Annotated in this window: 19 protein-coding genes; 9 read left to right on the top strand and 10 right to left on the bottom strand. The window is 55.9% G+C overall.

Going from position 1 to position 23,162, the window contains the following annotated elements; all coding sequences use genetic code 11:
- Window position 1: 1 nt before the first annotated feature.
- The 4 genes from ACNQ0T_RS01440 to ACNQ0T_RS01425 are packed head-to-tail and all read right to left on the bottom strand — an operon-like array spanning window position 2 to window position 3,651.
- A complete protein-coding gene (locus tag ACNQ0T_RS01440) occupies window positions 2-1,240 on the bottom strand; it encodes a DotU family type VI secretion system protein (protein ID WP_417929420.1) in 1,239 nt (412 codons plus the stop codon).
- Between the two features lie 17 nt (window positions 1,241-1,257).
- Window positions 1,258-2,601, bottom strand: a complete 1,344-nt coding sequence (tssK, locus tag ACNQ0T_RS01435) for a type VI secretion system baseplate subunit TssK (protein ID WP_022648417.1) — start codon at window positions 2,599-2,601, stop codon at window positions 1,258-1,260.
- A gap of 28 nt (window positions 2,602-2,629) precedes the next feature.
- On the bottom strand, window positions 2,630-3,133 hold the full coding sequence (gene tssJ, locus ACNQ0T_RS01430) for a type VI secretion system lipoprotein TssJ (protein WP_022648418.1): 504 nt from the start codon (window positions 3,131-3,133) through the stop codon (window positions 2,630-2,632).
- 23 nt (window positions 3,134-3,156) lie between these two features.
- A complete protein-coding gene (locus tag ACNQ0T_RS01425) occupies window positions 3,157-3,651 on the bottom strand; it encodes a hypothetical protein (RefSeq protein WP_006810964.1) in 495 nt (164 codons plus the stop codon).
- Between the two features lie 929 nt (window positions 3,652-4,580).
- On the opposite strand from ACNQ0T_RS01425, the gene ACNQ0T_RS01420 reads away from it, so the two are divergent.
- The 3 genes from ACNQ0T_RS01420 (at window position 4,581) to ACNQ0T_RS01410 (ending at window position 8,546) form a co-directional block, all read left to right on the top strand.
- Window positions 4,581-5,561: a GlxA family transcriptional regulator gene (locus tag ACNQ0T_RS01420; RefSeq protein WP_023300337.1), complete on the top strand. Its 981-nt coding sequence runs from the start codon at window positions 4,581-4,583 to the stop codon at window positions 5,559-5,561.
- A gap of 78 nt (window positions 5,562-5,639) precedes the next feature.
- Window positions 5,640-6,650, top strand: a complete 1,011-nt coding sequence (gene gap, locus ACNQ0T_RS01415; RefSeq protein ID WP_276169806.1) for a type I glyceraldehyde-3-phosphate dehydrogenase — start codon at window positions 5,640-5,642, stop codon at window positions 6,648-6,650.
- Window positions 6,651-6,863: 213 nt separating this feature from the next.
- Window positions 6,864-8,546, top strand: a complete 1,683-nt coding sequence (locus tag ACNQ0T_RS01410; protein ID WP_045623225.1) for an alpha,alpha-trehalase — start codon at window positions 6,864-6,866, stop codon at window positions 8,544-8,546.
- A 72-nt stretch (window positions 8,547-8,618) separates the two neighbouring features.
- Here ACNQ0T_RS01410 and ACNQ0T_RS01405 read toward each other — a convergent pair whose 3' ends face one another.
- The gene (locus tag ACNQ0T_RS01405; protein WP_417929419.1) at window positions 8,619-10,721 is read right to left on the bottom strand and encodes a TonB-dependent siderophore receptor; all 2,103 of its coding nucleotides are present in this window, start codon (window positions 10,719-10,721) and stop codon (window positions 8,619-8,621) included.
- Window positions 10,722-10,881: 160 nt separating this feature from the next.
- Here ACNQ0T_RS01405 and ycgR point away from each other — a divergent pair, with 160 nt between their 5' ends.
- The gene (ycgR, locus tag ACNQ0T_RS01400) at window positions 10,882-11,613 is read left to right on the top strand and encodes a flagellar brake protein YcgR (RefSeq protein ID WP_022648423.1); all 732 of its coding nucleotides are present in this window, start codon (window positions 10,882-10,884) and stop codon (window positions 11,611-11,613) included.
- 37 nt (window positions 11,614-11,650) lie between these two features.
- Here ycgR and emtA read toward each other — a convergent pair whose 3' ends face one another.
- Window positions 11,651-12,262 carry a membrane-bound lytic murein transglycosylase EmtA gene (emtA, locus tag ACNQ0T_RS01395; protein WP_022648424.1) on the bottom strand — a complete coding sequence of 204 codons (612 nt, stop codon included), beginning with the start codon at window positions 12,260-12,262 and terminating at the stop codon, window positions 11,651-11,653.
- A 107-nt stretch (window positions 12,263-12,369) separates the two neighbouring features.
- Here emtA and ldcA point away from each other — a divergent pair, with 107 nt between their 5' ends.
- Both ldcA and ACNQ0T_RS01385 read left to right on the top strand, forming a co-directional pair.
- Complete coding sequence (gene ldcA / locus ACNQ0T_RS01390; RefSeq protein ID WP_417929417.1) at window positions 12,370-13,284, top strand: muramoyltetrapeptide carboxypeptidase; 915 nt, start codon at window positions 12,370-12,372, stop codon at window positions 13,282-13,284.
- Between the two features lie 97 nt (window positions 13,285-13,381).
- Entirely contained in the window at window positions 13,382-15,118 is a 1,737-nt protein-coding gene (locus ACNQ0T_RS01385) for a potassium/proton antiporter (RefSeq protein ID WP_023300343.1), read from the top strand.
- A gap of 94 nt (window positions 15,119-15,212) precedes the next feature.
- Here the strand turns inward: ACNQ0T_RS01385 and dadX are convergent, their stop codons facing one another.
- Window positions 15,213-16,283, bottom strand: a complete 1,071-nt coding sequence (dadX, locus tag ACNQ0T_RS01380) for a catabolic alanine racemase DadX (RefSeq protein ID WP_022648427.1) — start codon at window positions 16,281-16,283, stop codon at window positions 15,213-15,215.
- Between the two features lie 9 nt (window positions 16,284-16,292).
- Window positions 16,293-17,591 carry a D-amino acid dehydrogenase gene (locus tag ACNQ0T_RS01375; protein ID WP_022648428.1) on the bottom strand — a complete coding sequence of 433 codons (1,299 nt, stop codon included), beginning with the start codon at window positions 17,589-17,591 and terminating at the stop codon, window positions 16,293-16,295.
- Between the two features lie 321 nt (window positions 17,592-17,912).
- Here ACNQ0T_RS01375 and ACNQ0T_RS01370 point away from each other — a divergent pair, with 321 nt between their 5' ends.
- Window positions 17,913-19,445 carry a SpoVR family protein gene (locus ACNQ0T_RS01370; protein ID WP_022648429.1) on the top strand — a complete coding sequence of 511 codons (1,533 nt, stop codon included), beginning with the start codon at window positions 17,913-17,915 and terminating at the stop codon, window positions 19,443-19,445.
- A 66-nt stretch (window positions 19,446-19,511) separates the two neighbouring features.
- On the opposite strand, the gene fadR is transcribed toward ACNQ0T_RS01370, so the two are convergent.
- Window positions 19,512-20,231, bottom strand: a complete 720-nt coding sequence (gene fadR, locus ACNQ0T_RS01365; protein ID WP_015570315.1) for a fatty acid metabolism transcriptional regulator FadR — start codon at window positions 20,229-20,231, stop codon at window positions 19,512-19,514.
- Window positions 20,232-20,433: 202 nt separating this feature from the next.
- Between fadR and nhaB the strand changes: the two genes are divergently transcribed.
- Entirely contained in the window at window positions 20,434-21,972 is a 1,539-nt protein-coding gene (nhaB, locus tag ACNQ0T_RS01360) for a Na(+)/H(+) antiporter NhaB (protein WP_417929416.1), read from the top strand.
- A 46-nt stretch (window positions 21,973-22,018) separates the two neighbouring features.
- The gene (gene dsbB, locus ACNQ0T_RS01355) at window positions 22,019-22,549 is read left to right on the top strand and encodes a disulfide bond formation protein DsbB (protein WP_417929415.1); all 531 of its coding nucleotides are present in this window, start codon (window positions 22,019-22,021) and stop codon (window positions 22,547-22,549) included.
- Between the two features lie 99 nt (window positions 22,550-22,648).
- On the opposite strand, the gene ACNQ0T_RS01350 is transcribed toward dsbB, so the two are convergent.
- A complete protein-coding gene (locus tag ACNQ0T_RS01350; protein ID WP_022648432.1) occupies window positions 22,649-23,089 on the bottom strand; it encodes a YcgN family cysteine cluster protein in 441 nt (146 codons plus the stop codon).
- Window positions 23,090-23,162: the final 73 nt, after the last annotated feature.

The following is a 23,162-nucleotide window of genomic DNA, read 5'->3' as shown; positions in this document are numbered from 1 at the left end:
CTTAGTTTCCTTGCGGCAATCCGTTCAGCTCGGCCTGGGTATTGTCAGGCGATACCAGCAGCGTAATCTCCACGCGGCGGTTACGGGCGCGATTTTCAGGCGTCGTGTTAGGCGCTACCGGGTTGATCTCGCCCCGCCCTTCGGCTTTGACGCGCTCAGGCTGCGAGAGGCTACCCTGGAGCTGTTTTTGCACCGAACGGGCGCGCTCAAGCGAGAGTTCATAGTTAGAGGCGAAGCGTGCGCTGCGGATCGGCACGTTGTCGCTGTACCCCACCACCAGAATTTTGCCGCTGACGTTATTCATCGCCTGGGCGATGCGGTCGATGACCGGCTCATAGCGATCGCGCACCACCGTTGAGGCCGAGGCAAAGAGTCCGTCCCCTTTCAGGATCACCACGCTGCGATCCGCCTCATCCTTAACGGCCACCAGACCGGCATCAATTTCCGGTTTCAGGAAGCCGCGCAGGTTCAGTACCGCCGGTAGCTGACGTGCAGGTTGCTGGATCGAGGTTTCCGGCAGTTGGGACTGGTAAATTTTCGCCAGCACCGGGCTGGTGTTATCACCCAGACGCCAGTTCAGCACGATATAGAACAGGCAGGCGATAAAGCCGACCAGCGCCACGCACGCCCAGAGTGGAATCATCGGCCGCCAGAGCTTGCGCAGAACGGGGCGATCTTCCGGGTGCGGCGAGAGCGGCGGCGGGAAGCTGCCGCGAACGCCACGGATCATCTGCCACAGGCGCTGTTTGATGGTTTCAAGCTGGGTCCGGCCATTGTCCAGCACGCGGTAGCGGCCTTCAAAGCCGAGCAGCAGACAGTAGTTGATCATCTCCAGCAGCAGAATGTGTTCGCGCGGATTCTGCGAAAGACGTGCCAGCAGCTGGAAAAACTTCTCGCCACCCCAGGTTTCGTTATGAAACGTCACCAGCAGACCATTGCTTGACCAGACGCCGCTGCTTCCCCAGGGGGTCAGAGCGGCGGCTTCGTCCAGCGCCGTGCAGAGGCAGTAGCGCGCGCCGACAATCACTTCATATGGTAAGCCCGCCTGCTGGCATCGCACCTCGAAACGGCGAATTTCGTCAATCAGGCGCTGGCGCAGCCCGACCTGATCGTCGTGGGAAACCGAATGACGGATTTGCGGAATCGCATTGAGCAGCGGATTGGCGGCCGCCACCAGCTGATTGTTCCCACTGGCTCCGGTAAACACGGCATCACTGCCGGTATCCTGTCGTTCCTGCATATTAAGCGCTCGCTTTATTATTCTGTCGGGCTACGGATGGCCCAGAACTCCATATCGAGACCCGGGAATTCCCCTGCGAGATGCAGCGCGAATGCCCCAGACTTGTCCATCTCGTGCCACAGTTCGCTGCCCCTCTCGAGCTCGAAATAGCTGTAGCCTGCATGCCACGGGATCTGCGGCGGCGCGACGGGCATTGCCCGAAGCATGATGCCCGGCAGCTGGAGCTGAACCAGATCGCGAATTTTCGAGACTGGCGCAACCTTCATCTGGGCAGGGAAATGGGTTTGCAGGTGTTCGCCGGGGACATTGGCTTTTACCGCCAGCACGAAGCCAAATTCGCGGACCATGCTGGTCTCCGGCACGGTGGCGATGTTAAGACCGTGAGAGCGTTCGTGCAGCGGCAGCTGGATGGCATGATCTTCCATGACCAGCGACAGCCCCTGACGCAGCATCAGCATCAGTTTGCCGAAGCAAAGGGCGAGATCGTCATGGTCGTATACCGGCAGTACGCTCTCTGCGGTACGCTGCGGCGTCCAGGTGGCGAGTTCCGTGGCAAACGGCAGCCAGCTTCGCCAGAGCGCTTCAGGGTGAAGCAGCGGCAGCGTTTTTAAATGTGAGATGTCGCCAAGATGGCGGTTGATCAGCGAAAGAAGCGTGAACTCAACCATCTCGGACGTATTGAAACGCCCCGGCTGGCGCAGGCGGCCGCCGATCTGCTGGCTACGCTGCACCAGCAAGCCGTGCAGGTCATTGATCATGCCGTACAGTTGCGGGCTGTTATTGGCGTTCAGCATTGGCGGGATGTAGCTGTTATCCAGCCGCACGTGGTTGTCGTTGCGCTTTTCAGCGACGCACGCCACGCCGATGGCGGTCCATTCTGCCGTCAGATCTTTCTCCAGCATCAGGGTCAGACGCAGGCGGCCAAACTGCACCGTCGCTTCCCCGACCGACATGGCGTTGTCGTCTTCTACCTCTTGTTCAAACGTAATAAAACGCGCCAGAGAAGAGTGCTCCTCGCTGAAAATCACCTCTTCACGTCCACCGCGACGAACCGGCAGCGCAAGCACCACCTTTTCATTGGTAAGATTATCGGGGATTTTTAGCGGGGCCGGACCGTTGCGGTCGCTGCGCACCTGGAAAAAGGTGCCGTCAGGGAGCAAACCGCTACAGTAGCTCAGGGCAATACAGCCCTGGCGAAGCATCGCTTCATCCAGCTCAAGGTCGAGAAAGCCCCAGAGATACGAACGCTGCAAGGCCCCCCACTCACGAACGTGGTTGAGGAGGTAACTTTCTGTCCGCTGAAAATGGTGGGGACGCAGGAACATGCCCTCGGTCCAGACGACCTTTTCTGCTTTCGTCATGATGATCTCTTTCCTGTTATGAAGGGCGTTACTGGCTGATGACCCGGATACCATTTACGTCAAGGAAGACGCTGGCCTGGAGTTCATCTGCGGACCATTTCCAGAACTGGTAAATCGCGTTTTCGCCGGGAACAGGCAAAGGAAGTGAGACGCGCCATTTTTTGCCGTCCAGTGCCTGGTATTCCGCCATTACGCCGATATAGCGCGCTTCCGGTGAGCTTTGACCGCTCAGGGTTTTCGAAAGCTGGCCCGGCATCAGGAAGAACACATCGCTGTTCAGCAGATTCGCGCCAAGCGTGGCTGACGCGTTGTTCTGTAAGGAGTAGAAGTCGCTGGACATGAAATCCGCATCGGATTTCAGCAGCAATACTCTGACCTTAAGCGGTGCAGAATCATTGATTTGAGGATGAGCCTGAAACTGAAGATTGTAGCGGGAGGGGTCGCTGTGTGAAGACGACGTACAACCACCGATCAGCGCGAGAATCAACGCAAAAAAAGGGAACCACATCCGATGGAAATTTTTATTATTCATAAAAATATGCTCGTGAAACCCGTTTAGTTCAGGATCCAGGTACCGTTCGCGCTGTCTTTGCAGGCTTTGCTGTTGCCATCGACATCAACACAGGTGGTTTTCTTGCGCGCTTTAGGGCGCAGTGCCTGTTTACGCACGGTGGCTTCGTACTGGTCGGCCTTGATCACGGCACGCATCGGCACGTAACCAATCAGCTGTTCACTCCCTTCATCGGCCAGCGCCATCCAGAAATGTTCAACCTGCCCAAGCACGACGTAAGTTTTTCCGGTCTCAAGCGTACGGATCACTTTTCCACCGTAGTCAGGACGGCTCATCAGGGATGCCGGGTACATAGCACGATACGGTTCATTCACCTGAGTGAACTCCGCCGGAGGGGTAACAGCGTGACGGTGCGTCAGCGTGATGCCATTAACCTGGCTGGTCACAATCGTATCATCGGTGATCGCTGGTTTTTGCGGCGCCTTACAGCCCGCCACCGCCATAACAAACAGAAGTGATAACAATACACGCAGTTTCATATGCTTTTCCGTAGCGATATTTAGAGGATGAAGAGAGGGGATAAAATTTGACTTAGGTGCTATTGTTAAAAATAGTCAGGTTTTTCCGGGGCGTTACTATTATTTGGGCATAGCTACCGCACGAGCCTTCGAGAATAAGGCCCAGCGTAATCCTGACATATTTTGACAAACGGTAAACAAGTTTACATGAGCTTATCACCTTTTCAATATTTCCTTTTTCGCTACTGCTGATTCATGAGGCATTCGCCTCACTCTGAGATTAATCTGAAAAATAGAGAAATCACGCAATTAGCTGATTTAAAGACAAAAAAACCCAAAAGAGAACCATTCTCACTAACGTAACACCACTATTCCTGCCACTACCATAATTAGTAGAACAGAGAATTTTTCAGTTGCATATGAATATATCTCACACGAATTATTTGTTGTATCGATAGCAAATCGTCAATACTCAGGACGATGTCCCATCAAATTAAGAAAACACAGTAAGGGTGAAAAAATTAATTTCACGCCGCAAATTAACTTTATGCTCTCCCCCTTCTTAAGATAATTTTCTCTCGTCTGGGCCGTACAAATAATTAAGCCTGACTACAATCTTGCTCGCCAAGGCATTGCTCAAAATATAACCCACCCTTTCCAGGTAATGAATAAAGACGCTGCTTTCGACAGGCGAACTTCATTTGGCATTTTACCGTCACTACACTATTGCTTGCTTTCCACCACTCCGACGATTTATTACAAACATGATGAAAATTTGTTATGAGTTCTTTGCTTTCCCGCACCATAGCTTACAGGCCGAGCGGTAAAAACAGGTTAAGTGGGTATCAAAATATGTGCCGTTGCAGGCATCGGGGTTGACCAGAACCGTGCTCGGTAACGGTCAACGTCCTCCACTTGACTTATATTGTAAGAAAGGTACTTTTCATGACATGAAGAAGATCCTGATAATCGTTCCTGATGGTGGCATGTTGTTTGAAGCCGCCGGTATAGCCGACATTCTGATGCAGGCCAACCGTCTGCACCCGGACGGTCTGGCGCAGCCCCGCTACCGCATCATTATTGCCACTACCCAGCCTCACCTGGTGATCCATGGCCAGTCCGGCTTAAATCTGCTGGCGGACTATCGCCTGCCGGAGCTGGATCCGCGCGAGCCGCTGGACACGATTATCATCACCGGCCGTGGCATGAATGAGCAGGAAAGCACTGCGGTGGTGGACTGGCTGCACCTGGCCGCGCCGCATGCGCGACGCGTCGCCTCTGTCTGCGGCGGGGCCCTGCTGCTGGCACAGGCCGGACTTCTCGATGGGCGCCGGGCAACGACCCACTGGCGGCTTCTGGAAACGTTGAAAACCCGCTATCCTGCGGTCAACGTTGAGGGCGGCCCGCTCTATGTTCAGGATGGTCCCGTCTGGACATCCGGCGGCGTCAGTTCCGGGTTTGATCTGACGCTGGCGCTGGTGGAGGATGATTACGGCTTCACCCTCGCCCGCAACGTGGCGCAGGATATGGTGATGTACCTGCGCCGGCCTGGCGGCCAACTACAGTTCAGCCGCTATAATCTGGAGCAGTCCGGCGCGACCGGACCGGTTAGCGAACTGCAAAGCTGGATCCTGCAAAACCTCACCGCAGATTTGTGCGTCGAAAGGCTGGCCGAACGGGTCGCCATGAGTCCGCGCAATTTCACCCGCGTGTTCACGCGTGACGTCGGTGTACCTCCGGCCCGTTATGTCACCGAAGCCCGCCTGGCCGCCGCACGACAGCTTCTGGAGCAGACCCCGTATCCGCTTGAGGTCATTGCCGAAAAAAGCGGGTTTGGGACCAGCATCAACCTGCGCCGCGTTTTTGAAAAGCAGCTTCATCTCACGCCGGGCGAATATCGCCAGCGTTTCCACTGCCGCAGAATGGCGTAATCTGATCCTTTTTTGTCATTTACGCCAACCGACCTGACACCTACAGTAACTCCAGACAACACAGATAAGGAGTGCATCATGGTTAAGGTCGGTATTAACGGTTTCGGCCGTATCGGACGTAATGTCCTGCGCGCGGCGCTGGGCAATCCGGATCTCCAGATTGTGGCCATTAACGATCTGACGGACAGTAAAACCCTCGCCCATCTGCTGAAATATGACTCTCTGCTCGGCACGCTACCGGTACCTGTGGAAGCGGCGGACGGCGCGCTACAGGTTGACGGGCAACGCATCACCGTATTCAGTGAACGCGACCCGGCAAACATTCCGTGGAAAGACGCTGACGTTGAGGTGGTAATAGAAGCCACCGGTTTCTTCACCGAACGTGAAAAAGCGGCGGTGCATATCACGAGCGGCGGCGCAAAACGCGTCATTATTTCCGCCCCGGCTAAAAATGATGATCTTACGGTGGTAATGGGCGTGAACCACACGCTGTACGATCCGGCCCAGCATTTTGTGGTCAGTAACGGGAGTTGCACCACTAACGGTCTGGCGCCAGCGGCGCAGGTGCTGCACCAGCAGTTTGGCATTGAACACGGGCTGATGAACACCACGCATGCCTACACCAACAGCCAGGCGCTGCATGACCAGCCAGAAAAAGATCTGCGCGGCGCGCGTGCGGCAGCATTATCGATTGTGCCTTATTCCAGCGGCGCGGCAAAAGCGCTCGGGAAAGTAATCCCCGAACTGGACGGTAAACTCACCGGGTATTCCCTGCGCGTGCCGGTGCCAGTGGTGTCGATTGTCGATCTGACGGTGACGCTGAGCCGCAACGTGACCGCCGAAGAGGTGAATGACGCGTTCCGTCAGGCTGCCGGTAGCGGGCCGCTGAAAGGCATCCTGGGCTACAGCGATGAACCGCTTGTCTCCAGTGATTATCAGGGCGACCCGCGCTCATCCATTATCGACGGGCTTTCAACGCTGGTGATTGGCGGGAATATGGTGAAGATCCTGTCGTGGTATGACAACGAGTGGGGCTTCTCAAACCGTCTGGTGGATTTGGCGGTGCTGATGGATAATAAAGGGTTGTAGGGCTTAAGCCGGGTGGCATGAAGCTTACCCGGCCTTTCCGAGGTGTGGTTAAAAATTAAGTAATCCAACCCTGGTGTAGTGAAAGCGCACCCGAATTATCTGGTTATGCGAAAAATGGGACATTCAACACGCGAAGTTATCGATATTCGTCTAAGGTTTTCAGGTAATTGACAACAGCGGTCACGCTGCTCAGTGAAGACAGGAGACGAACCGATGATAAGACCTCGCGCACGACGCCCCGCTTTTTTACCCCTTGCGTTGGCAGGCGCACTACTCGGTGTTACCGCATTTGGTTATGCTGAAGACCAGCCAACGAGCCAGCAAAGCTCACCTGATATTCTTCTTGGCCCCCTCTTTAATGACGTTCAGAGCGCCAAACTGTTCCCGGATCAGAAAACCTTCGCGGATGCCGTTCCCAAAAGCGACCCGCTGATGATCCTGGCGGATTACCGGATGCAGCATACCCAGTCCGGTTTTGACCTGCGTCACTTCGTGGAGATGAACTTTATCCTGCCGAAGGAGGGTGAGAAATATGTTCCCCCTGAGGGCCAGAGCCTGCGCGAACACATAGACGATCTGTGGCCTGTGCTGACCCGCACCACCGACAAAGCGAACAAATGGGACTCCCTCCTGCCTTTGCCAAAACCCTATGTCGTGCCGGGAGGACGCTTCCGCGAAGTCTATTACTGGGACAGCTATTTCACCATGCTGGGGCTGGCCGAGAGCGGCCACTGGGATAAGATCGGCGACATGGTGGACAACTTCGCATACGAGCTTGATACCTGGGGCCATATCCCTAACGGTAACCGCAGCTACTACCTGAGCCGCTCTCAGCCACCGTTCTTTTCTTTGATGGTGGAACTGTTGGCCACGCATGACAGCGACGCGTTGAAGAAATACCGTCCGCAGATGGAGAAGGAGTATGCCTACTGGATGGAGGGGGCTGATGGGCTCCAGCCTGGTCAGGCAAACAAACGCGTGGTGAAGCTGGATGACGGCTCCCTCCTCAACCGCTACTGGGACGATCTGGACACGCCACGCCCTGAGTCGTGGCTGGATGACGTGACCACCGCCAAAAATAACCCTAACCGTCCGGCCACCGAGATTTACCGTGATCTGCGCTCTGCCGCGGCCTCGGGCTGGGATTTCAGCTCCCGCTGGATGGACGATCCCCAGAAGCTGGGTACCATCCGCACCACCAGCATCGTGCCGGTGGATCTGAATGCGTTGATGTTTAAGATGGAAAAACTGCTGGCCCGTGCCAGCCAGGAAGACGGGGATACCGCAAGCGCAAGTAAATATGACGCGCTGGCCTCCGCACGTCAGAAAGCCATGGAGAGCCACCTGTGGAACGATAAAGAGGGCTGGTATGCGGATTACGATCTGAAAACCAGGAAGGTGCGTAATCAGCTGACTGCCGCGGCCCTCTTCCCGCTGTATGTGAAGGCCGCATCACAGGATCGCGCCGATAAAGTGGCCGCAGCCGCATCGTCGCGCCTGCTGAAACCGGGCGGTATTTCTACCACCACCATCAACAGCGGGCAGCAGTGGGATGCGCCGAACGGCTGGGCGCCGTTGCAGTGGGTAGCGGTGGAAGGGTTGCAGAACTATGGTCAGCAGAAAGTGGCGATGGACGTGACCTGGCGTTTCCTGAAAAACGTTCAGCATACCTACGATCGCGAGAAGAAACTGGTTGAGAAGTACGATGTCTCTTCGACCGGTACCGGCGGTGGCGGCGGTGAGTATCCGTTGCAGGACGGTTTCGGCTGGAGTAACGGTGTGACGCTCAGGATGCTGGACATGGTCTGCCCGAAAGAGAAGCCGTGCGACAGCGTACCGGAGAATCAGTCTGCGGCAAACGATGATGTTGCACCTGCTAAACAGGCGGCGCAGTAGCGCCCCTCACCCTAACCCTCTCCCCAAAGGGGCGAGGGGACTGTTCAGTGCGGTAGCGCCACCGGGCTTTTTTCAGAAGCTGTAGTTCGCCCCGACCTGGAAGGTGCGGTCGCGGCCTATCCAGCAGTTGGTCGCGTCATAGCAGGTGAGCGTCTCTTTGTTGGTGACGTTCTGCGCGCTCGCTTTCAGCGTCAGCCCCTCCAGCGATGGCGCCAGTTCGCCCATGCGGTAAGATGCCGCCAGATCGTACTGCGTCGTACCGCCCAGCTTGCCTGCATCATTGGCTGGCGAGATCTCCATCGGCCCGGTGTAGCGTGCACCAGCCCCCAGCGTTAACCCTCTCATCGGAGTGCTGTCAAAGGTGTAATCTCCCCACAGATTAAAGGCGTTCTCAGGGACCTGCGTCGGTCGTTTGCCCTGGTACTTGTCATCTTCGGTATTGATGGCGTGGGTGTAGGCATAATTAGCAATCAGCGTCAGGTTATCCGTTGGACGACTAATAGCGGAAAGCTCCGCGCCTTTCGATTCCACTTCCCCGGTCTGGCGGTAGTTGAGGAAGCCCGGATCGCTGGTCACCACATTTTTCTGACGAATGTTAAACACCGAGGCGGTGAAGGTAGTTGCATATTCCGCCAGCAGATATTTCACCCCACCCTCCACCTGCTTACTGGTGGTGGGCTTAACGTCTTTCGCGGTCAGCGTACCCTGCGGCGATACCGGTGCGAAACCTTCCGAATAGCTGATAAACGGCGAGAGACCATTTTTGAAGGCATAAAGCGCCCCCAGTCGTTTGGTGAGGCGATCCTGCGACACCCAGGCTTTGTCACCGTTTTGCAGATAGTTGGTGGTGACGGAACGGTAGTCGTCAAAGCGCAGGCTGGCCAGCACGTTAAGCCCGCCAAACGCAATCTGATCCTGAAGGTAATAGCCATTCTGCTGATAGCCGAGACGGTTTTTCTGCGCGGTTTCAAGCCCCAGCGCATCGTTATCGATCTGCGAGTGATCCGGATTGCGCATATCGATACCCGGTGTGGACGAGGCGTAACGATAATGGAAGTGAGAGTTCAGCTTCTGGTAGTCAAAGCCCGCCAGCAGATGATGTTGCCAGTCCCCCAGCGCGACGGTTCGGGTAACCTGGTTATCAATGTTGAAGCTCTGCAAATCTTCATCCGTGGTATAGGCGAAGCGGTTAAGCTGGAAGACCTCGCTGCCCGTCCCGGTGGAATAGGCGCTGCGCTGGTGGGTATCCACGTCAAAGTAGCGCGCTTTCTGGTTAAAGCCCCAGCCACTGTCAAACTCATGCTCAAAGCTGTAGCCCAGCATCCACTGGCGCTGTTTGAAGCCGCTCCACTCATCCCCGGCATAGTCACGACGATCGGCGTATTTAGACCGCAGATAGCTTAGCGGCATCGGATCAGACGGCGTCAGGCTCGGCGTGTTTTGCGCCAGCGCGTCAATGGTCAGGCGCGTTTTGTCATCCGGCTGCCAGGTCACGGAGGGGGCCACCAGATAGTTTTCATACCGCGTGGTGTGCGCCTGTTCGTCACTTTCCGTTGCTTTGCCCAGCAGACGATAGTTCCAGTCGCTGTTCGCGATCTGCCCCGTGGAATCCAGGTACCCCTCTTTCAGATTGCGGTTTCCGGTATTAAAGCCCAGTTCCGTTTTCGCCTCTTTCTGCGGCTTTTTACTCTGAATATTGACCAGCCCACCCGGGGAGCCGCCGCCATACAGCACGGATGACGGCCCCTTCAGGATATCGACGCTCTCAATCAGCAGCGGATCGATTCGCGCTTTGGAGTTCCCGGTGACGTTATAGGGAAGTTGCAGGCCGTTGTAGAACTCCTGATCGACGTTGAACCCGCGGATTTTGTACTCGCTCATGTAAGAGGTGCTCCCGCGCACCTCCGTGGAAACGCCCGGCGCATAGCGCAGGATCTCGTTTACCGAACTGGCGTGCCGCTGCTCAATCTCTTTAGCGGCGATGGTGTTGATCACCTGCGGCGTTTTACTTTCCGCGACGGCTGATTTCGTGGCGCTATTGGTCCAGGCAGGGAGCGCGCTGCCCTGCTCTGTACCGGTTACCACGATGGTGGGTTCTTCTGCGAAAGCCTGTGTCTGCAATGCCAGCGTAACGGCGCCTGCCAACGCGCATAACGCAAAACGTGAGGTGCTCATAGTGTCGTCTTATTATTAGATGATATTGGGAACGACAATTATTATCATTTTTATTACCGAATCAATATCAGCGGAGAAAAACAGATCGTTTGTATTAAGTTTCATGCCAGCGTGCCGATAACCCAGAGACAGTCTGTCATCTATCGAGGAGCCATCTGGCGTGAGTAGCTACAGTGAGCAGTTCCTGAAACAAAATCCGCTGGCTGTATTAGGGGTGTTACGCGACCTGAAAAAGGGCGAGGTGCCGCTGCGCATCAACTGGTCAACCAGCCAGTTTATCAGCAAGATCCTGGACGTGACGGCAGAACACCTGATCGTGGATCTGGGTAGCCAGAGCGATGAAAACCGTGCCGCGCTACAGGCAGAAAACCTCTCGGTGATGGCCGAAACGCAGGGGGCTAAAGTCGAGTTTATACTGCCTCGCCTGACCACGATCGTGTACCAGGGTTTGCCTGCGTTTATCACCCCCCTGCCCGCTAATCTCTGGTTCGTGCAGCGCCGCGAGTATTTTCGCATCAGCGCCCCGCTTCACCCGGCCTACTTCTGTAAGGCAAAAATGCCGGACAAGAAAGAGATCCGCTTTCGTCTCTTCGACCTGTCGCTGGGCGGCATGGGAGCGTTGATGGATATGCCGAAGCCGGAAGGGCTGGTGGAAGGTATGCGTTTTAGTCAGATCGAGCTGGATATGGGCGGATGGGGACGCTTCTGGTTTGACGCCCAGCTGATTGCCATCAGCGAGCGCAAGGTGGTGGACGGCAAAAACGAAACCATTACCACGCCGCGACTGAGTTTTCGCTTTCTGAATGTCGGGCCAGGCGCCGAGCGCGAACTACAGCGCATCATTTTTTCACTGGAGCGTGAAGCGCGGGAACGCGCGAATAAAGTGCGCTGAAAGGCGTCGGGCAGCGTGCTGCCGCCCGACAAAGACGTTACATGGCGTCCATTGCTTTCTGTACTTTCCAGATATAACGTGGAGCCTGTGCTGACGGATGATTCTTCACAACGTGTTCGAAGAATTCATCTTTATCCATATCGTTAATCTCTTCTATCGCCTCTTTGCGATCGGATGAGAAGGTTCGGAGCAGCGCGCCAGCTCCGTTAACGTACGACACCACCAGCGCATATTGCATCACTTCCGGATCGTCAATCCCCTTCAGAATGCCATGCTCCAGAATGCTCAGGTAAGCGGTTCCCATAGAGATATTACGTTCCGGGTTTTTCAGCTCGCTGGTGGATGGCTGTCCCTTCCAGCCCATGTAGCGATAGACCTCTCTTCCCGCCGTAGAGGCTTTTAACTGCATCAGCCCCACCGCATTCGATTTACTCACCAGCGTCGGGTTACCGCCGGACTCCACGGCGATGATCGCGGTGATCAGGCGCGGGCTCACGCCCCAGGCCTTCCCGGCTTGTTCGCTGATCGGCATCCACTGCATGGCCCGCTTTACCGGGACTTCAGGATTCCAGGGGGGATTTTTATAATCATGTTTTGAACTACAGCCAGCGAGCAACACAATCAAAAAAGCAAACCATCTCAATTTCACGTCATCTATCCTTATAGCCGGTCATCGCGGTACGTCGCCCCTTGAAGCAGGCGGCGTATAAGCGGCATGATATAGACAATTAGATTCTCATTCAGCAAGGAATTGCCATGCCTCAGTTTCATCTCATCGCACCGTCGGGCTACTGCATCAACCAGGAGGCGGCACAGCGGGGCGTTCAGCGCCTGCTGGAAATAGGCCATCAGGTAGAAAATCAGACAATTATCCCCCGCCGCATGCAGCGTTTTGCCGGTACGGAGGCGCAGAGACTGAGCGATATCAACAGCCTGGCGACGCTGGAAGGTGAAAACACCATTGTGCTGGCCGTGCGCGGCGGCTATGGCGCAAGCCGGCTGCTGGAGAGCATCGACTGGGCCGGGCTGGCCGCACGCCAGCAGCAGGATCCGCTGTTAATCTGCGGACACAGCGATTTCACGGCGATCCAGCTCGGCCTGCTGGCGTTGCATAACGTCATTACCTTTAGCGGTCCGATGCTGGCCGGCAACTTTGGTGCGCCGGAGCTGGATGCGTTTACGCAGGACCATTTCTGGCGCGCCCTGCAAAACCCGACGTTTACCGTCGAGTGGCAAGGCAACGGACCGCACTGGGAATGTGAAGGGCAGCTGTGGGGCGGAAACCTCGCGATGCTGGTGTCGCTGATTGGTACACCGTGGCTGCCGCAGATCGAGGACGGCATTCTGGTGCTGGAAGATATCAACGAACACCCGTTCCGCGTCGAACGCATGCTGTTACAGCTTTATCACGCCGGGATCCTGGATCGGCAGTCGGCCATTGTGCTGGGCAGTTTCAGCGGGTCAGCCCCCAACGATTACGACGCGGGCTACACGCTGGAGACGATGGTCGATTTCATTCGTTCCCGGCTGGATATTCCGGTGATCGCCGGTCTGAATTTCGGCCATGAGCAGCAAACCGTTACCTTGCCACTGGGTGCCCGGGCGCACCTTGTACACGGTAATTCAGGCAGTCGGTTAACAATCAGCGGTCATCCGGTCTTAAAGGCATAAAAAAGCCGTTATTCCCCCTCAATAAAACGCAGATACAGTTGTTAATATGTTAGGGTTTTAATAACAGCGTTCACATTGAGGTGGGAGTAAGACGACATTGAGTGCCACAGCGATAATCAGTCTTTTCATTCTGGGTTCCATCCTGGTAACCTTCAGCATTTTATTAAGTTCATTTTCATCGCGCCTTGGCATACCTATTCTTGTCATTTTCCTGGCTATCGGCATGCTGGCGGGGGTTGACGGAATCGGCGGTATCCCCTTCGATAATTACCCTTTCGCCTATATGGTAAGTAACCTCGCGCTGGCGGTGATCTTGCTGGACGGCGGCATGCGCACCCAGGCAAGTTCGTTTCGCGTTGCCTTAGGCCCGGCGCTGTCTCTGGCTACCGTCGGCGTGCTAATCACCTCCGGCCTGACCGGTATGATGGCAGCCTGGCTGTTTAACCTCGATATGATGGAAGGCCTGCTTATTGGCGCGATTGTCGGCTCTACCGATGCGGCGGCGGTGTTCTCGCTGCTCGGCGGCAAGGGGCTGAACGAGCGCGTTGGCTCCACGCTTGAGATTGAATCCGGCAGCAACGATCCGATGGCGGTGTTCCTGACCATCACCCTGATTGAGATGATCCAGCAGCACGAAACTGGCCTGAGCTGGATGTTCGCCTGGCACATCCTCCAGCAGTTTGGCCTCGGGATTATCATTGGTCTCGGCGGCGGTTACCTGTTACAGCAGACAATCAACCGTATTACGCTGCCTTCCGGCCTTTACCCGCTGCTGGCCCTGAGCGGCGGGATCCTGATCTTTGCCGTCACCACCGCGCTGGACGGCAGCGGTATTCTGGCGGTTTACCTCTGTGGATTCCTGCTGGGCAACCGACCGATTCGTAACCGTTATGCGATACTGCAAAACTTTGACGGGCTGGCCTGGCTGGCACAGATCGCCATGTTCCTGGTGCTGGGCCTGCTGGTGACGCCTTCCGACCTGCTGCCTATCGTCGTGCCAGCGCTGCTTTTGTCGGCCTGGATGATCTTCATCGCCCGTCCGCTGTCGGTGTTTGCCGGGCTGCTGCCGTTCCGCGGGTTTAACCTGCGTGAGCGGATATTTATAAGTTGGGTGGGGCTGCGCGGCGCGGTGCCGATTATCCTGGCGGTTTTCCCGATGATGGCCGGGCTGGACAACGCTCGTCTGTTCTTCAACGTCGCCTTCTTCGTGGTGCTGGTATCGCTGCTGTTCCAGGGGACGTCGCTGGGCTGGGCGGCGAAAAAAGCCAAAGTGGTGGTACCGCCCGTTGGCTGGCCGGTCTCCCGCGTGGGGCTGGATATTCACCCAGACAACCCGTGGGAACAGTTTGTCTATCAGCTAAGCGCCGATAAGTGGTGCGTGGGTGCTTCGCTACGCGATCTGCATATGCCCGCTGAAACGCGCATTGCCGCCCTGTTCCGGGATAACGCCCTGCTTCACCCGACCGGCAGCACGCGGCTGCGAGAGAACGATATCCTCTGCGTGATTGGCCGCGAGCGCGACCTGCCTGCCCTTGGCAAGCTGTTCAGCCAGTCGCCCCCGGTGGCGCTGGATCAGCGTTTCTTCGGCGATTTTATCCTCGAAGCCAGCGCCCGCTTTGCGGATGTGGCGCTGATTTATGGCCTGGAGGGAGGACTGGAGAATCGCGATAACCAGCAAACACTGGGCGAGATTATTCAGCAATTATTAGGGGCTGCACCGGTCGTCGGTGACCAGGTGGAGTTTGCCGGGATGGTCTGGACGGTGGCCGAGAAAGAGGATAACGCGGTGCGCAAAGTCGGCGTAAGGCCGATGGAGGAGGAGGCGGCGGAGTAGCTGCTTTTTTGCCGGGTGGCGCTAACGCTTACCCGGCCTACGTTCGGGCTTTTGTAGGCCGGGTAAGGCGAAGCCGCCACCCGGCACACACATGTTACACCGTCACAACAGGCACTCTTGACGCCAGCGCGCACATCAGTTCATACCCGACAGTGCCCGCCGCAGCGGCCACATCATCAATTTTAACCTCGTTGCCCCACAGCTCAACCGGTGAGCCGATCCCCGCCTGAGGACATGGCGTCAAATCAATAGCCAACATGTCCATTGAGACGGTGCCTACCGTGCCCGTACGCACGCCATCGACCCACACCGGCGTGCCGCTCGGGGCGATGCGCGGATAACCATCTGCATAGCCCCCCGCCACGATACCGATACGCTGTTCGCCCGCTGCCCGATAGCGGCTGCCATAGCCCACCGTATCGCCCGCTTTCAGGGTTTGCACGCCGATAATTTCGCTTCGTAACGTCATCACCGGCTTCAGGCCGCTGTTGGCGATATCCTGCCACTGACCTGAGGGTGACGCGCCGTACAGCACGATCCCCGGGCGCACCCAGTTGTAATGCGCCTCGGGATGCCAGAGCGTTGCCGCTGAGTTCGACAGCGAGCGCGGACAGTCCAGCCCTTCTGCCGCCTGCTCAATGCGGACCATAGCATCGGCAATGCCGTCCGGCTTTTCCGCATCGGCAAAATGCGCCATCAGCGTCATCTCACCGACGTTTTTCAGCGCACGAAGCTGCTGCCAGACCGTGTGCACACGTTCAGGCTGGAAGCCCAGACGATTCATACCGCTGTTCACTTTGAGATAGATATCCAGCGGGGCATGCAGCTTCGCGTCCTGAATGGCCTTGATCTGCCAGTTACTGTGAACGCTGGTCGTCAGGCGGTACTTATCCAGCAGAGGCAGATCTTGCGCATGGAAGAATCCTTCCAGCAGCAGGATCGGTCCTTTCCAGCCGCGCTCACGCAGCAGGATGGCCTCTTCCAGATTCAGCAAGGCAAAACCGTCGGTGGCGCCGAGCGCACTCCAGATACGGTCGATACCATGACCGTAGGCGTTGGCTTTCACCACCGACCAGACACGAGAACCCGGCGCAGCACGACGAACAATTTGCAGGTTATCCTTCAGCGCCTGCAAATCCAGCTGGGCCAGAATGGGACGGGACATGACGACTCCTTAATTATGCGCGCCGTGCAGGTGTTGTGGACGCGAGGGGGTAAACCCTGATTGATAGCGTGCGGCGCTTAAATCGTCAAACGGAATTGCCGGCGTCCGCCCTGAAATCAGGTCGCTAAGCAGCTGGCCCGAACCGCAGGCCATGGTCCAGCCAAGCGTACCGTGGCCGGTATTTGTCCACAGATTTTTGTAAGGCGTACGGCCCACAATCGGCGTGCCGTCCGGGGTCATTGGACGCAGGCCGGTCCAGAACGTCGCCTGCTCAATGAAACCGCCGCGCGGGAAGAGATCGCCGACGACCATCTCCAGCGTTTCACGACGTGGTTTGAGCAGTTCGGTATTGAAGCCCACGATTTCCGCCATGCCGCCGACGCGGATCCGGTTATCGAAACGGGTGATGGCGATTTTGTAGGTTTCATCAAGAATGGTTGATACTGGCGCGCCGCTGTCCTCTTTCACGGGAATGGTCAGGGAGTAGCCTTTCAGCGGATAGACCGGGATATCCAGGATCCCTTTCAGCATCGCGGTAGAATAGGATCCGAACGCCATCACGTAAGCATCGGCTTTGATGACCTCTTCTCCACACTTCACGCCGTAAATCTTCTCCCCTTCCGACAGCAGCTTGTCGACAGAGGTGTTGAAGCGGAACTTCACCCCGGCCTGCTCACACATGCGCGCCAGACGCTGGGTGAAAAGCTGGCAGTCGCCGGTTTCATCGTTCGGTAAACGCAGGCCGCCCGTCAGCTTGTGCGCGACCTCGGCAAGTGCTGGCTCCACCTGCGCAAGTTGGCTGGCTTCCAGCAGCTGATACGGTACGCCCGCATCTTCAAGCACGGCGATATCGCGGGTCGCGTTTTCATATTGTTGCGCGGTACGGAACAGCTGAAGTGTGCCGCCCTGGCGCCCTTCATATTCGATCCCCGTTGAGGAACGCAGCGCTTTCAGGCAATCGCGGCTGTATTCTGCGAGGCGCACCATGCGCCCTTTGTTTTCCATGTAGTGGCGGGTGTCGCAGTTGCGCAGCATCTGCCACATCCACTTAAGCTGGAACTGTGTGCCGTCAAGGCTTATCGCCAGCGGCGCATGTCGCTGAAACATCCATTTGATCGCCTTCAGCGGAACGCCCGGGGCCGCCCACGGCGCAGCGTAGCCCGGGGAGATCTGCCCCGCATTCGCCGCACTGGTTTCCAGCGCCGGACCGGATTCGCGATCGATAACGGTAACCTCATGTCCCGCCTGACTTAAATACCAGGCGCTGGTTACGCCAACGACACCACTTCCCAGTATGACAACACGCATAGCCACTCCATTATGAGCAAAAGAACAATCATCTAATTACAGATTGATAACCTAGCTGAAAATATTATTCAACATATGACTTTTTTATGGTGACTCAACTCACATATCCCGCTGTATCAGGGGATGGCGCTTATTTGGGATCTCCTGCTGCGCGTTATTTTTAACCAGTAGAAAATTCTGCGAGCACCGCTTTTTTTGCCGTATCGAAAACGGGAAATCGCAAAGAAAAAATTTCTGCGCCCCGCGTATTTGAATGGGGTGATCTATGCTTGAAAGGAGGCTCTCCAGTCAGAGAGAGCGACCAACAACGAGGGCGCGCTAATGGCTACACTAGATTCCATGTCAAGGGACAGCACCCGTCTGAGCGATGGACCCGACTGGACCTTCGAGTTGCTGGATGTCTACCTGGCGGAGATCGACCGGGTGGCCAAACTCTATCGTCTGGACACCTATCCCCATCAGATTGAAGTCATCACCTCGGAACAGATGATGGACGCTTACTCCAGCGTCGGGATGCCGATTAACTATCCGCACTGGTCGTTTGGTAAAAAATTCATTGAAACGGAGCGACTGTATAAGCACGGACAGCAGGGGCTGGCGTATGAAATCGTTATTAACTCTAACCCGTGTATTGCCTATCTGATGGAGGAGAACACCATTACCATGCAGGCGCTGGTGATGGCGCACGCTTGCTATGGACATAACTCGTTCTTCAAAAATAACTATCTGTTCCGCAGTTGGACGGACGCCAGCTCCATCGTCGATTACCTGATCTTCGCCCGCAAATACATTACCGACTGCGAAGAGCGCTACGGCGTGGACGAGGTAGAGAAGCTACTGGACTCCTGCCACGCGCTGATGAATTACGGCGTTGACCGCTATAAGCGTCCGCAGAAGATCTCATTGCAGGAAGAGAAAGCCCGGCAGAAGAGCCGCGAGGAGTATCTGCAAAGCCAGGTGAATATGCTGTGGCGCACCCTGCCGAAACGTGAGGAGGAGAAAACCGTCGCCGAGGCGCGTCGTTACCCTTCCGAGCCGCAGGAAAACCTGCTCTACTTTATGGAGAAGAACGCCCCACTGCTGGAGCCGTGGCAGCGTGAGATCTTGCGCATCGTGCGCAAGGTGAGCCAGTATTTCTATCCTCAGAAGCAGACCCAGGTGATGAACGAAGGCTGGGCGACCTTCTGGCACTACACCATTCTTAACCACCTGTATGACGAAGGAAAAGTCACCGAGCGGTTTATGATGGAGTTTCTGCACAGCCACACCAACGTGGTATTCCAGCCAGCGTATAACAGCCCGTGGTACAGCGGCATTAACCCGTACGCACTCGGCTTTGCCATGTTCCAGGATATCAAGCGTATCTGCCAGTCGCCCACCGAAGAGGACAAATACTGGTTCCCGGATATTGCCGGTTCTGACTGGCTGGAAACGCTGCACTTCGCGATGCGTGATTTTAAGGATGAGAGCTTTATCAGCCAGTTCATGTCGCCGAAGATCATGCGTGATTTCCGCTTCTTCACCGTACTGGATGATGACCGCAACAACTACCTGGAGATCTCTGCGATCCACAACGAAGAGGGCTATCGTGAGATCCGCTCGCGCCTGTCGTCTCAATACAACCTGAGCAATCTTGAACCGAACATTCAGGTCTGGAATGTGGATCTGCGCGGTGACCGCTCTTTGACGCTGCGCTATATCCCTCACAACCGCGCGCCGCTGGATAAGGGGCGTAAGGAAGTGCTGAAGCATGTGCATCGCCTGTGGGGATTTGACGTGTCGCTGGAGCAGCAGAATGAAGATGGCAGCGTGGAGCTGCTGGAGCGGTGTCCGGCGCGGTTGAATACGTTGTAGTTTTTTCGCCCGGTAAGCGAAGCGCCACCGGGCGAAAAAAACCTCTCAATCGAGAGGTTTTTTATTTCAGCGACTCTGAATCGCTAAATCACCCGGCAGGGTTTTCTGCATTCGGTGCCAGATTTCACCGGAGTCGTGGCCATAACGACGCACCGTTTCATAGACCTGATCGTGCAGCCCTTCGGTGCAGAGCTTGCTCAGTTTATGGTAGAAGCCGAGCGCCAGGCTGCGGGCTTCAGGGTTGGCAAAGTAGTGACGACCAATGCGTGTATATAACCCTTTCATTCCATTCAGGATCAGACCGTAAACCGGATTGCCGGAAGCAAACGCCAGACCGCGGAACACGTTGTAGTCGAGGGTCGCAAAGGCGTCCGCGTGGTCTTCCACCTCATTGGCGGTGGCAAGCACCTTCAGCGCATCTTCAGGATGCTGACGAAACGCGGTGCGGATGAAAATGGTAGCGATGTTGGTGCGCACCGAAAGCAGATTGTCAATCAGCTGCGGTACGCTTTCGTGATCGAGACGCGCCAGCGTTTCCAGAATATTCAGCCCGGACGTTTCCCAGAAGTTATTCACCTTAGTGGGTTTGCCATGCTGTATCGTCAACCAGCCATCGCGCGCCAGACGCTGGAGCACTTCTCGCAGCGTGGTACGGGTGACGCCAATCAGTTCAGAGAGTTCGCGTTCAGCAGGTAGAATTGATCCCGCAGGGAAACGATTATTCCAGATGCTTTCAATGATGTACTCTTCCGCGAAACCCGCCGGGCTCTGCGCCTTAATGACCATAGTGAGATTTCCATTACACAGCTTTAGCAAATTGCACTCATCATACCAGAGGCGCGCAGAGGCAGATAGCGCAGCAGAGACAGAAAAGAGGGATCGCCGTTTCATTTTTATGAAATTTACAAAATGGCTTTATCCCCCTCTCCGCCGCCGTTTTTGCGTATACTGATGTCTTGTCTTATTTGACGGGGAAAGGACGTCTGTCGTGGAAATTTCATTTGGGCGCGCGCTGTGGCGCAACTTTTTAGGTCAGTCACCTGACTGGTACAAACTCACTCTACTGGTATTCCTGGTCGTTAATCCCGTTATCTTTTTGCTGGATCCCTTCGTTGCCGGGTGGATATTGGTCGCCGAGTTTATCTTTACCCTGGCGATGGCATTGAAGTGCTATCCGCTGTTGCCCGGCGGGCTGCTGGCGCTGGAAGCCGTGATCATTGGAATGACCAGCGCGGAGCATGTTAAAAACGAGATTGCGTCGAATCTTGAAGTCCTGCTACTGCTGATCTTCATGGTGGCGGGGATCTACTTTATGAAGCAGCTTCTGCTGTTTATCTTCACCCGTCTGCTGCTGAGCATTCCGTCGAAAACGCTGCTCTCGCTGGCGTTTTGCCTCGCCGCGGCTTTCCTCTCTGCCTTCCTGGATGCGCTGACGGTTGTGGCGGTGGTGATCAGCGTCGCCGTCGGCTTTTACGGTATTTACCACCGGGTCGCTTCGTCTCGTCCTGGCGATAACTTACAGGACGACAGCCACGTTGAGGCGCACAACCGCGATGTGCTCGAGCAGTTCCGCGCGTTTCTGCGCAGCCTGATGATGCATGCGGGCGTGGGGACGGCGCTGGGCGGCGTGATGACAATGGTTGGAGAGCCGCAAAACCTGATTATCGCCAAAGCGGCTGAGTGGCATTTTGGCGAATTTTTCCTGCGCATGGCGCCGGTCAGCGTGCCCGTTTTGATCTGCGGCTTAGCGACCTGCGTGCTGGTCGAAAAATTCAACCTTTTTGGGTATGGCGCGAAGTTGCCCGATCAGGTCCGTCAGGAGCTGCAGAAGTTTGACGAGCAGAGCCGCAAACAACGCACGCGCCAGGAGACGCTGCGCCTGATTGCACAGGGCATCATCGGCGTGTGGCTTATCGCTGCGCTGGCCTTCCACCTTGCCGAGGTGGGGCTGATTGGTCTGTCGGTAATTATTCTGGCAACCAGCCTGAGCGGCGTCACGGACGAACATGCTATCGGAAAAGCCTTTACCGAAGCGCTGCCGTTTACCGCCCTGCTGGCGGTGTTTTTCGCCGTCGTGGCGGTGATTATTGACCAACATCTGTTCGCGCCAATCATCGCGTTTGTGCTTCAGGCCACGCCAGATTCGCAGCTAACGCTGTTCTATTTGTTTAACGGTCTGTTGTCTTCTATATCCGATAACGTCTTTGTCGGGACGGTATACATCAATGAGGCTAAAGCCGCGATGGAGCAAGGGATTGTCAGCAGTGAACAGTTCGAGCTGCTGGCGGTGGCGATCAACACTGGAACCAACCTCCCCTCCGTGGCAACCCCGAACGGTCAGGCGGCCTTCCTCTTCCTGCTGACCTCGGCGCTGGCGCCACTCATACGACTTTCTTATGGAAGAATGGTCTGGATGGCGCTGCCGTACACGCTGGTGCTTACCCTTGTTGGTTTGCTGTGCATCAAAATTACTCTCGTTCCCTGTACGCAATGGTTGTTGCAAGCAGGTATACTTGCGGCGCATTAAAATTCGTTTACACTGCGCTGTCTAAGCATGTTCCAGGGAAATGATTATGTTGCAATTTTTGAACCAGTGCTCACGCGGTCGCGGAGCATGGTTGTTGATGGCCCTGACCGCCTTTGCGCTGGAAATGGTCGCGCTGTGGTTTCAGCATGTGATGGGGCTGAAACCTTGCGTCCTGTGTATTTATGAGCGTTGTGCGCTGTTCGGCATTATGGGCGCAGGTCTGGTAGGTGCGATTGCACCTAAAACACCGTTACGCTATGCCGCAATTGCCATCTGGCTGTACAGCGCCGGGAAAGGGATTGCGCTTGCCTGGGAGCACACCCAGATGCAGCTTCACCCGTCGCCGTTTATGACCTGCGACTTTGCCGCCCGCTTCCCGAGCTGGCTGCCGCTGGATAAATGGCTGCCGCAGGTGTTTGTGGCCTCCGGTGACTGCTCTGTACGCCAGTGGGAGTTTCTGACGCTGGAGATGCCGCAGTGGCTGGTGGGCATTTTTGTCGCCTACTTCGTGGTAGCGCTGCTGGTGCTGATTGCCCAGCCGTTCAAGCCAAAGAAACGCGATCTTTTTGGAAGGTAAAAGCAAAACGGCAACGTCAGTTTTGTAGGTCGGGTAAGCGCAGCGCCACCCGACAAAATTGCGCACAATAAAAAACCCGCCTCGGCGGGTTTTTTATTATCACCGATTAGGGTGATTCATAATGTGGTCTTCCCAGTCCTGCACCTCGGACTCTTTCACCGCAATGTGGCGCACGGAAATACGCTCGCCGTGCATCGCCGCTTTCGACCCCGTCAACAGCGGATGCCATGTGGGCAGATCTTTACCTTCCGCCAGCAGGCGATACGCGCAGGTATGCGGCAGCCACTCAAAGGTCGGCAGATTTTCACGGGTTAACTTGATGCAGTCCGGCTCATAGTCGAAACGGCGCTCGTAGTTGCGGCACTGGCAGGTTTTGATGTTTAACTGCTTGCAGGCTACGTTGGTGAAATAGATCTCATCCGAATCTTCATCCATCAGCTTATGCAGGCAGCACTGCCCACAGCCGTCACACAACGATTCCCACTCCGCGTCGGTCATGTCGTCGAGAGTTTTGCTTTGCCAGAAAGGAATGTCGTTCATCGGGATGTCCACACGTCAAAATAGAGCGCACCTTATAACGAGTCTGGCACGTTGATGCAAGTTTTGCCGCCCT

Origin of the sequence: Enterobacter cloacae complex sp.6700776, assembly GCF_048284255.1 — a bacterium.
GTDB lineage: Bacteria > Pseudomonadota > Gammaproteobacteria > Enterobacterales > Enterobacteriaceae > Enterobacter > Enterobacter intestinihominis.
This window is presented reverse-complemented; position numbering and strand designations above follow the sequence as displayed.

Coding starts and splice junctions, on each gene's coding strand:
- ACNQ0T_RS01410 (WP_045623225.1), top strand. CDS start 6,864: ATGATAAGACCTCGCGCACGACGCCCCGCTTTTTTACCCCTTGCGTTG.
- fadR (WP_015570315.1), bottom strand. CDS start 20,231: ATGGTCATTAAGGCGCAGAGCCCGGCGGGTTTCGCGGAAGAGTACATC.
- ACNQ0T_RS01440 (WP_417929420.1), bottom strand. CDS start 1,240: ATGCAGGAACGACAGGATACCGGCAGTGATGCCGTGTTTACCGGAGCC.
- tssK (WP_022648417.1), bottom strand. CDS start 2,601: ATGACGAAAGCAGAAAAGGTCGTCTGGACCGAGGGCATGTTCCTGCGT.
- ACNQ0T_RS01405 (WP_417929419.1), bottom strand. CDS start 10,721: ATGAGCACCTCACGTTTTGCGTTATGCGCGTTGGCAGGCGCCGTTACG.
- ACNQ0T_RS01350 (WP_022648432.1), bottom strand. CDS start 23,089: ATGAACGACATTCCTTTCTGGCAAAGCAAAACTCTCGACGACATGACC.
- ACNQ0T_RS01420 (WP_023300337.1), top strand. CDS start 4,581: ATGAAGAAGATCCTGATAATCGTTCCTGATGGTGGCATGTTGTTTGAA.
- ACNQ0T_RS01425 (WP_006810964.1), bottom strand. CDS start 3,651: ATGAAACTGCGTGTATTGTTATCACTTCTGTTTGTTATGGCGGTGGCG.
- gap (WP_276169806.1), top strand. CDS start 5,640: ATGGTTAAGGTCGGTATTAACGGTTTCGGCCGTATCGGACGTAATGTC.
- dsbB (WP_417929415.1), top strand. CDS start 22,019: ATGTTGCAATTTTTGAACCAGTGCTCACGCGGTCGCGGAGCATGGTTG.
- ACNQ0T_RS01375 (WP_022648428.1), bottom strand. CDS start 17,591: ATGCGTGTTGTCATACTGGGAAGTGGTGTCGTTGGCGTAACCAGCGCC.
- ldcA (WP_417929417.1), top strand. CDS start 12,370: ATGCCTCAGTTTCATCTCATCGCACCGTCGGGCTACTGCATCAACCAG.
- ACNQ0T_RS01370 (WP_022648429.1), top strand. CDS start 17,913: ATGGCTACACTAGATTCCATGTCAAGGGACAGCACCCGTCTGAGCGAT.
- dadX (WP_022648427.1), bottom strand. CDS start 16,283: ATGTCCCGTCCCATTCTGGCCCAGCTGGATTTGCAGGCGCTGAAGGAT.
- tssJ (WP_022648418.1), bottom strand. CDS start 3,133: ATGAATAATAAAAATTTCCATCGGATGTGGTTCCCTTTTTTTGCGTTG.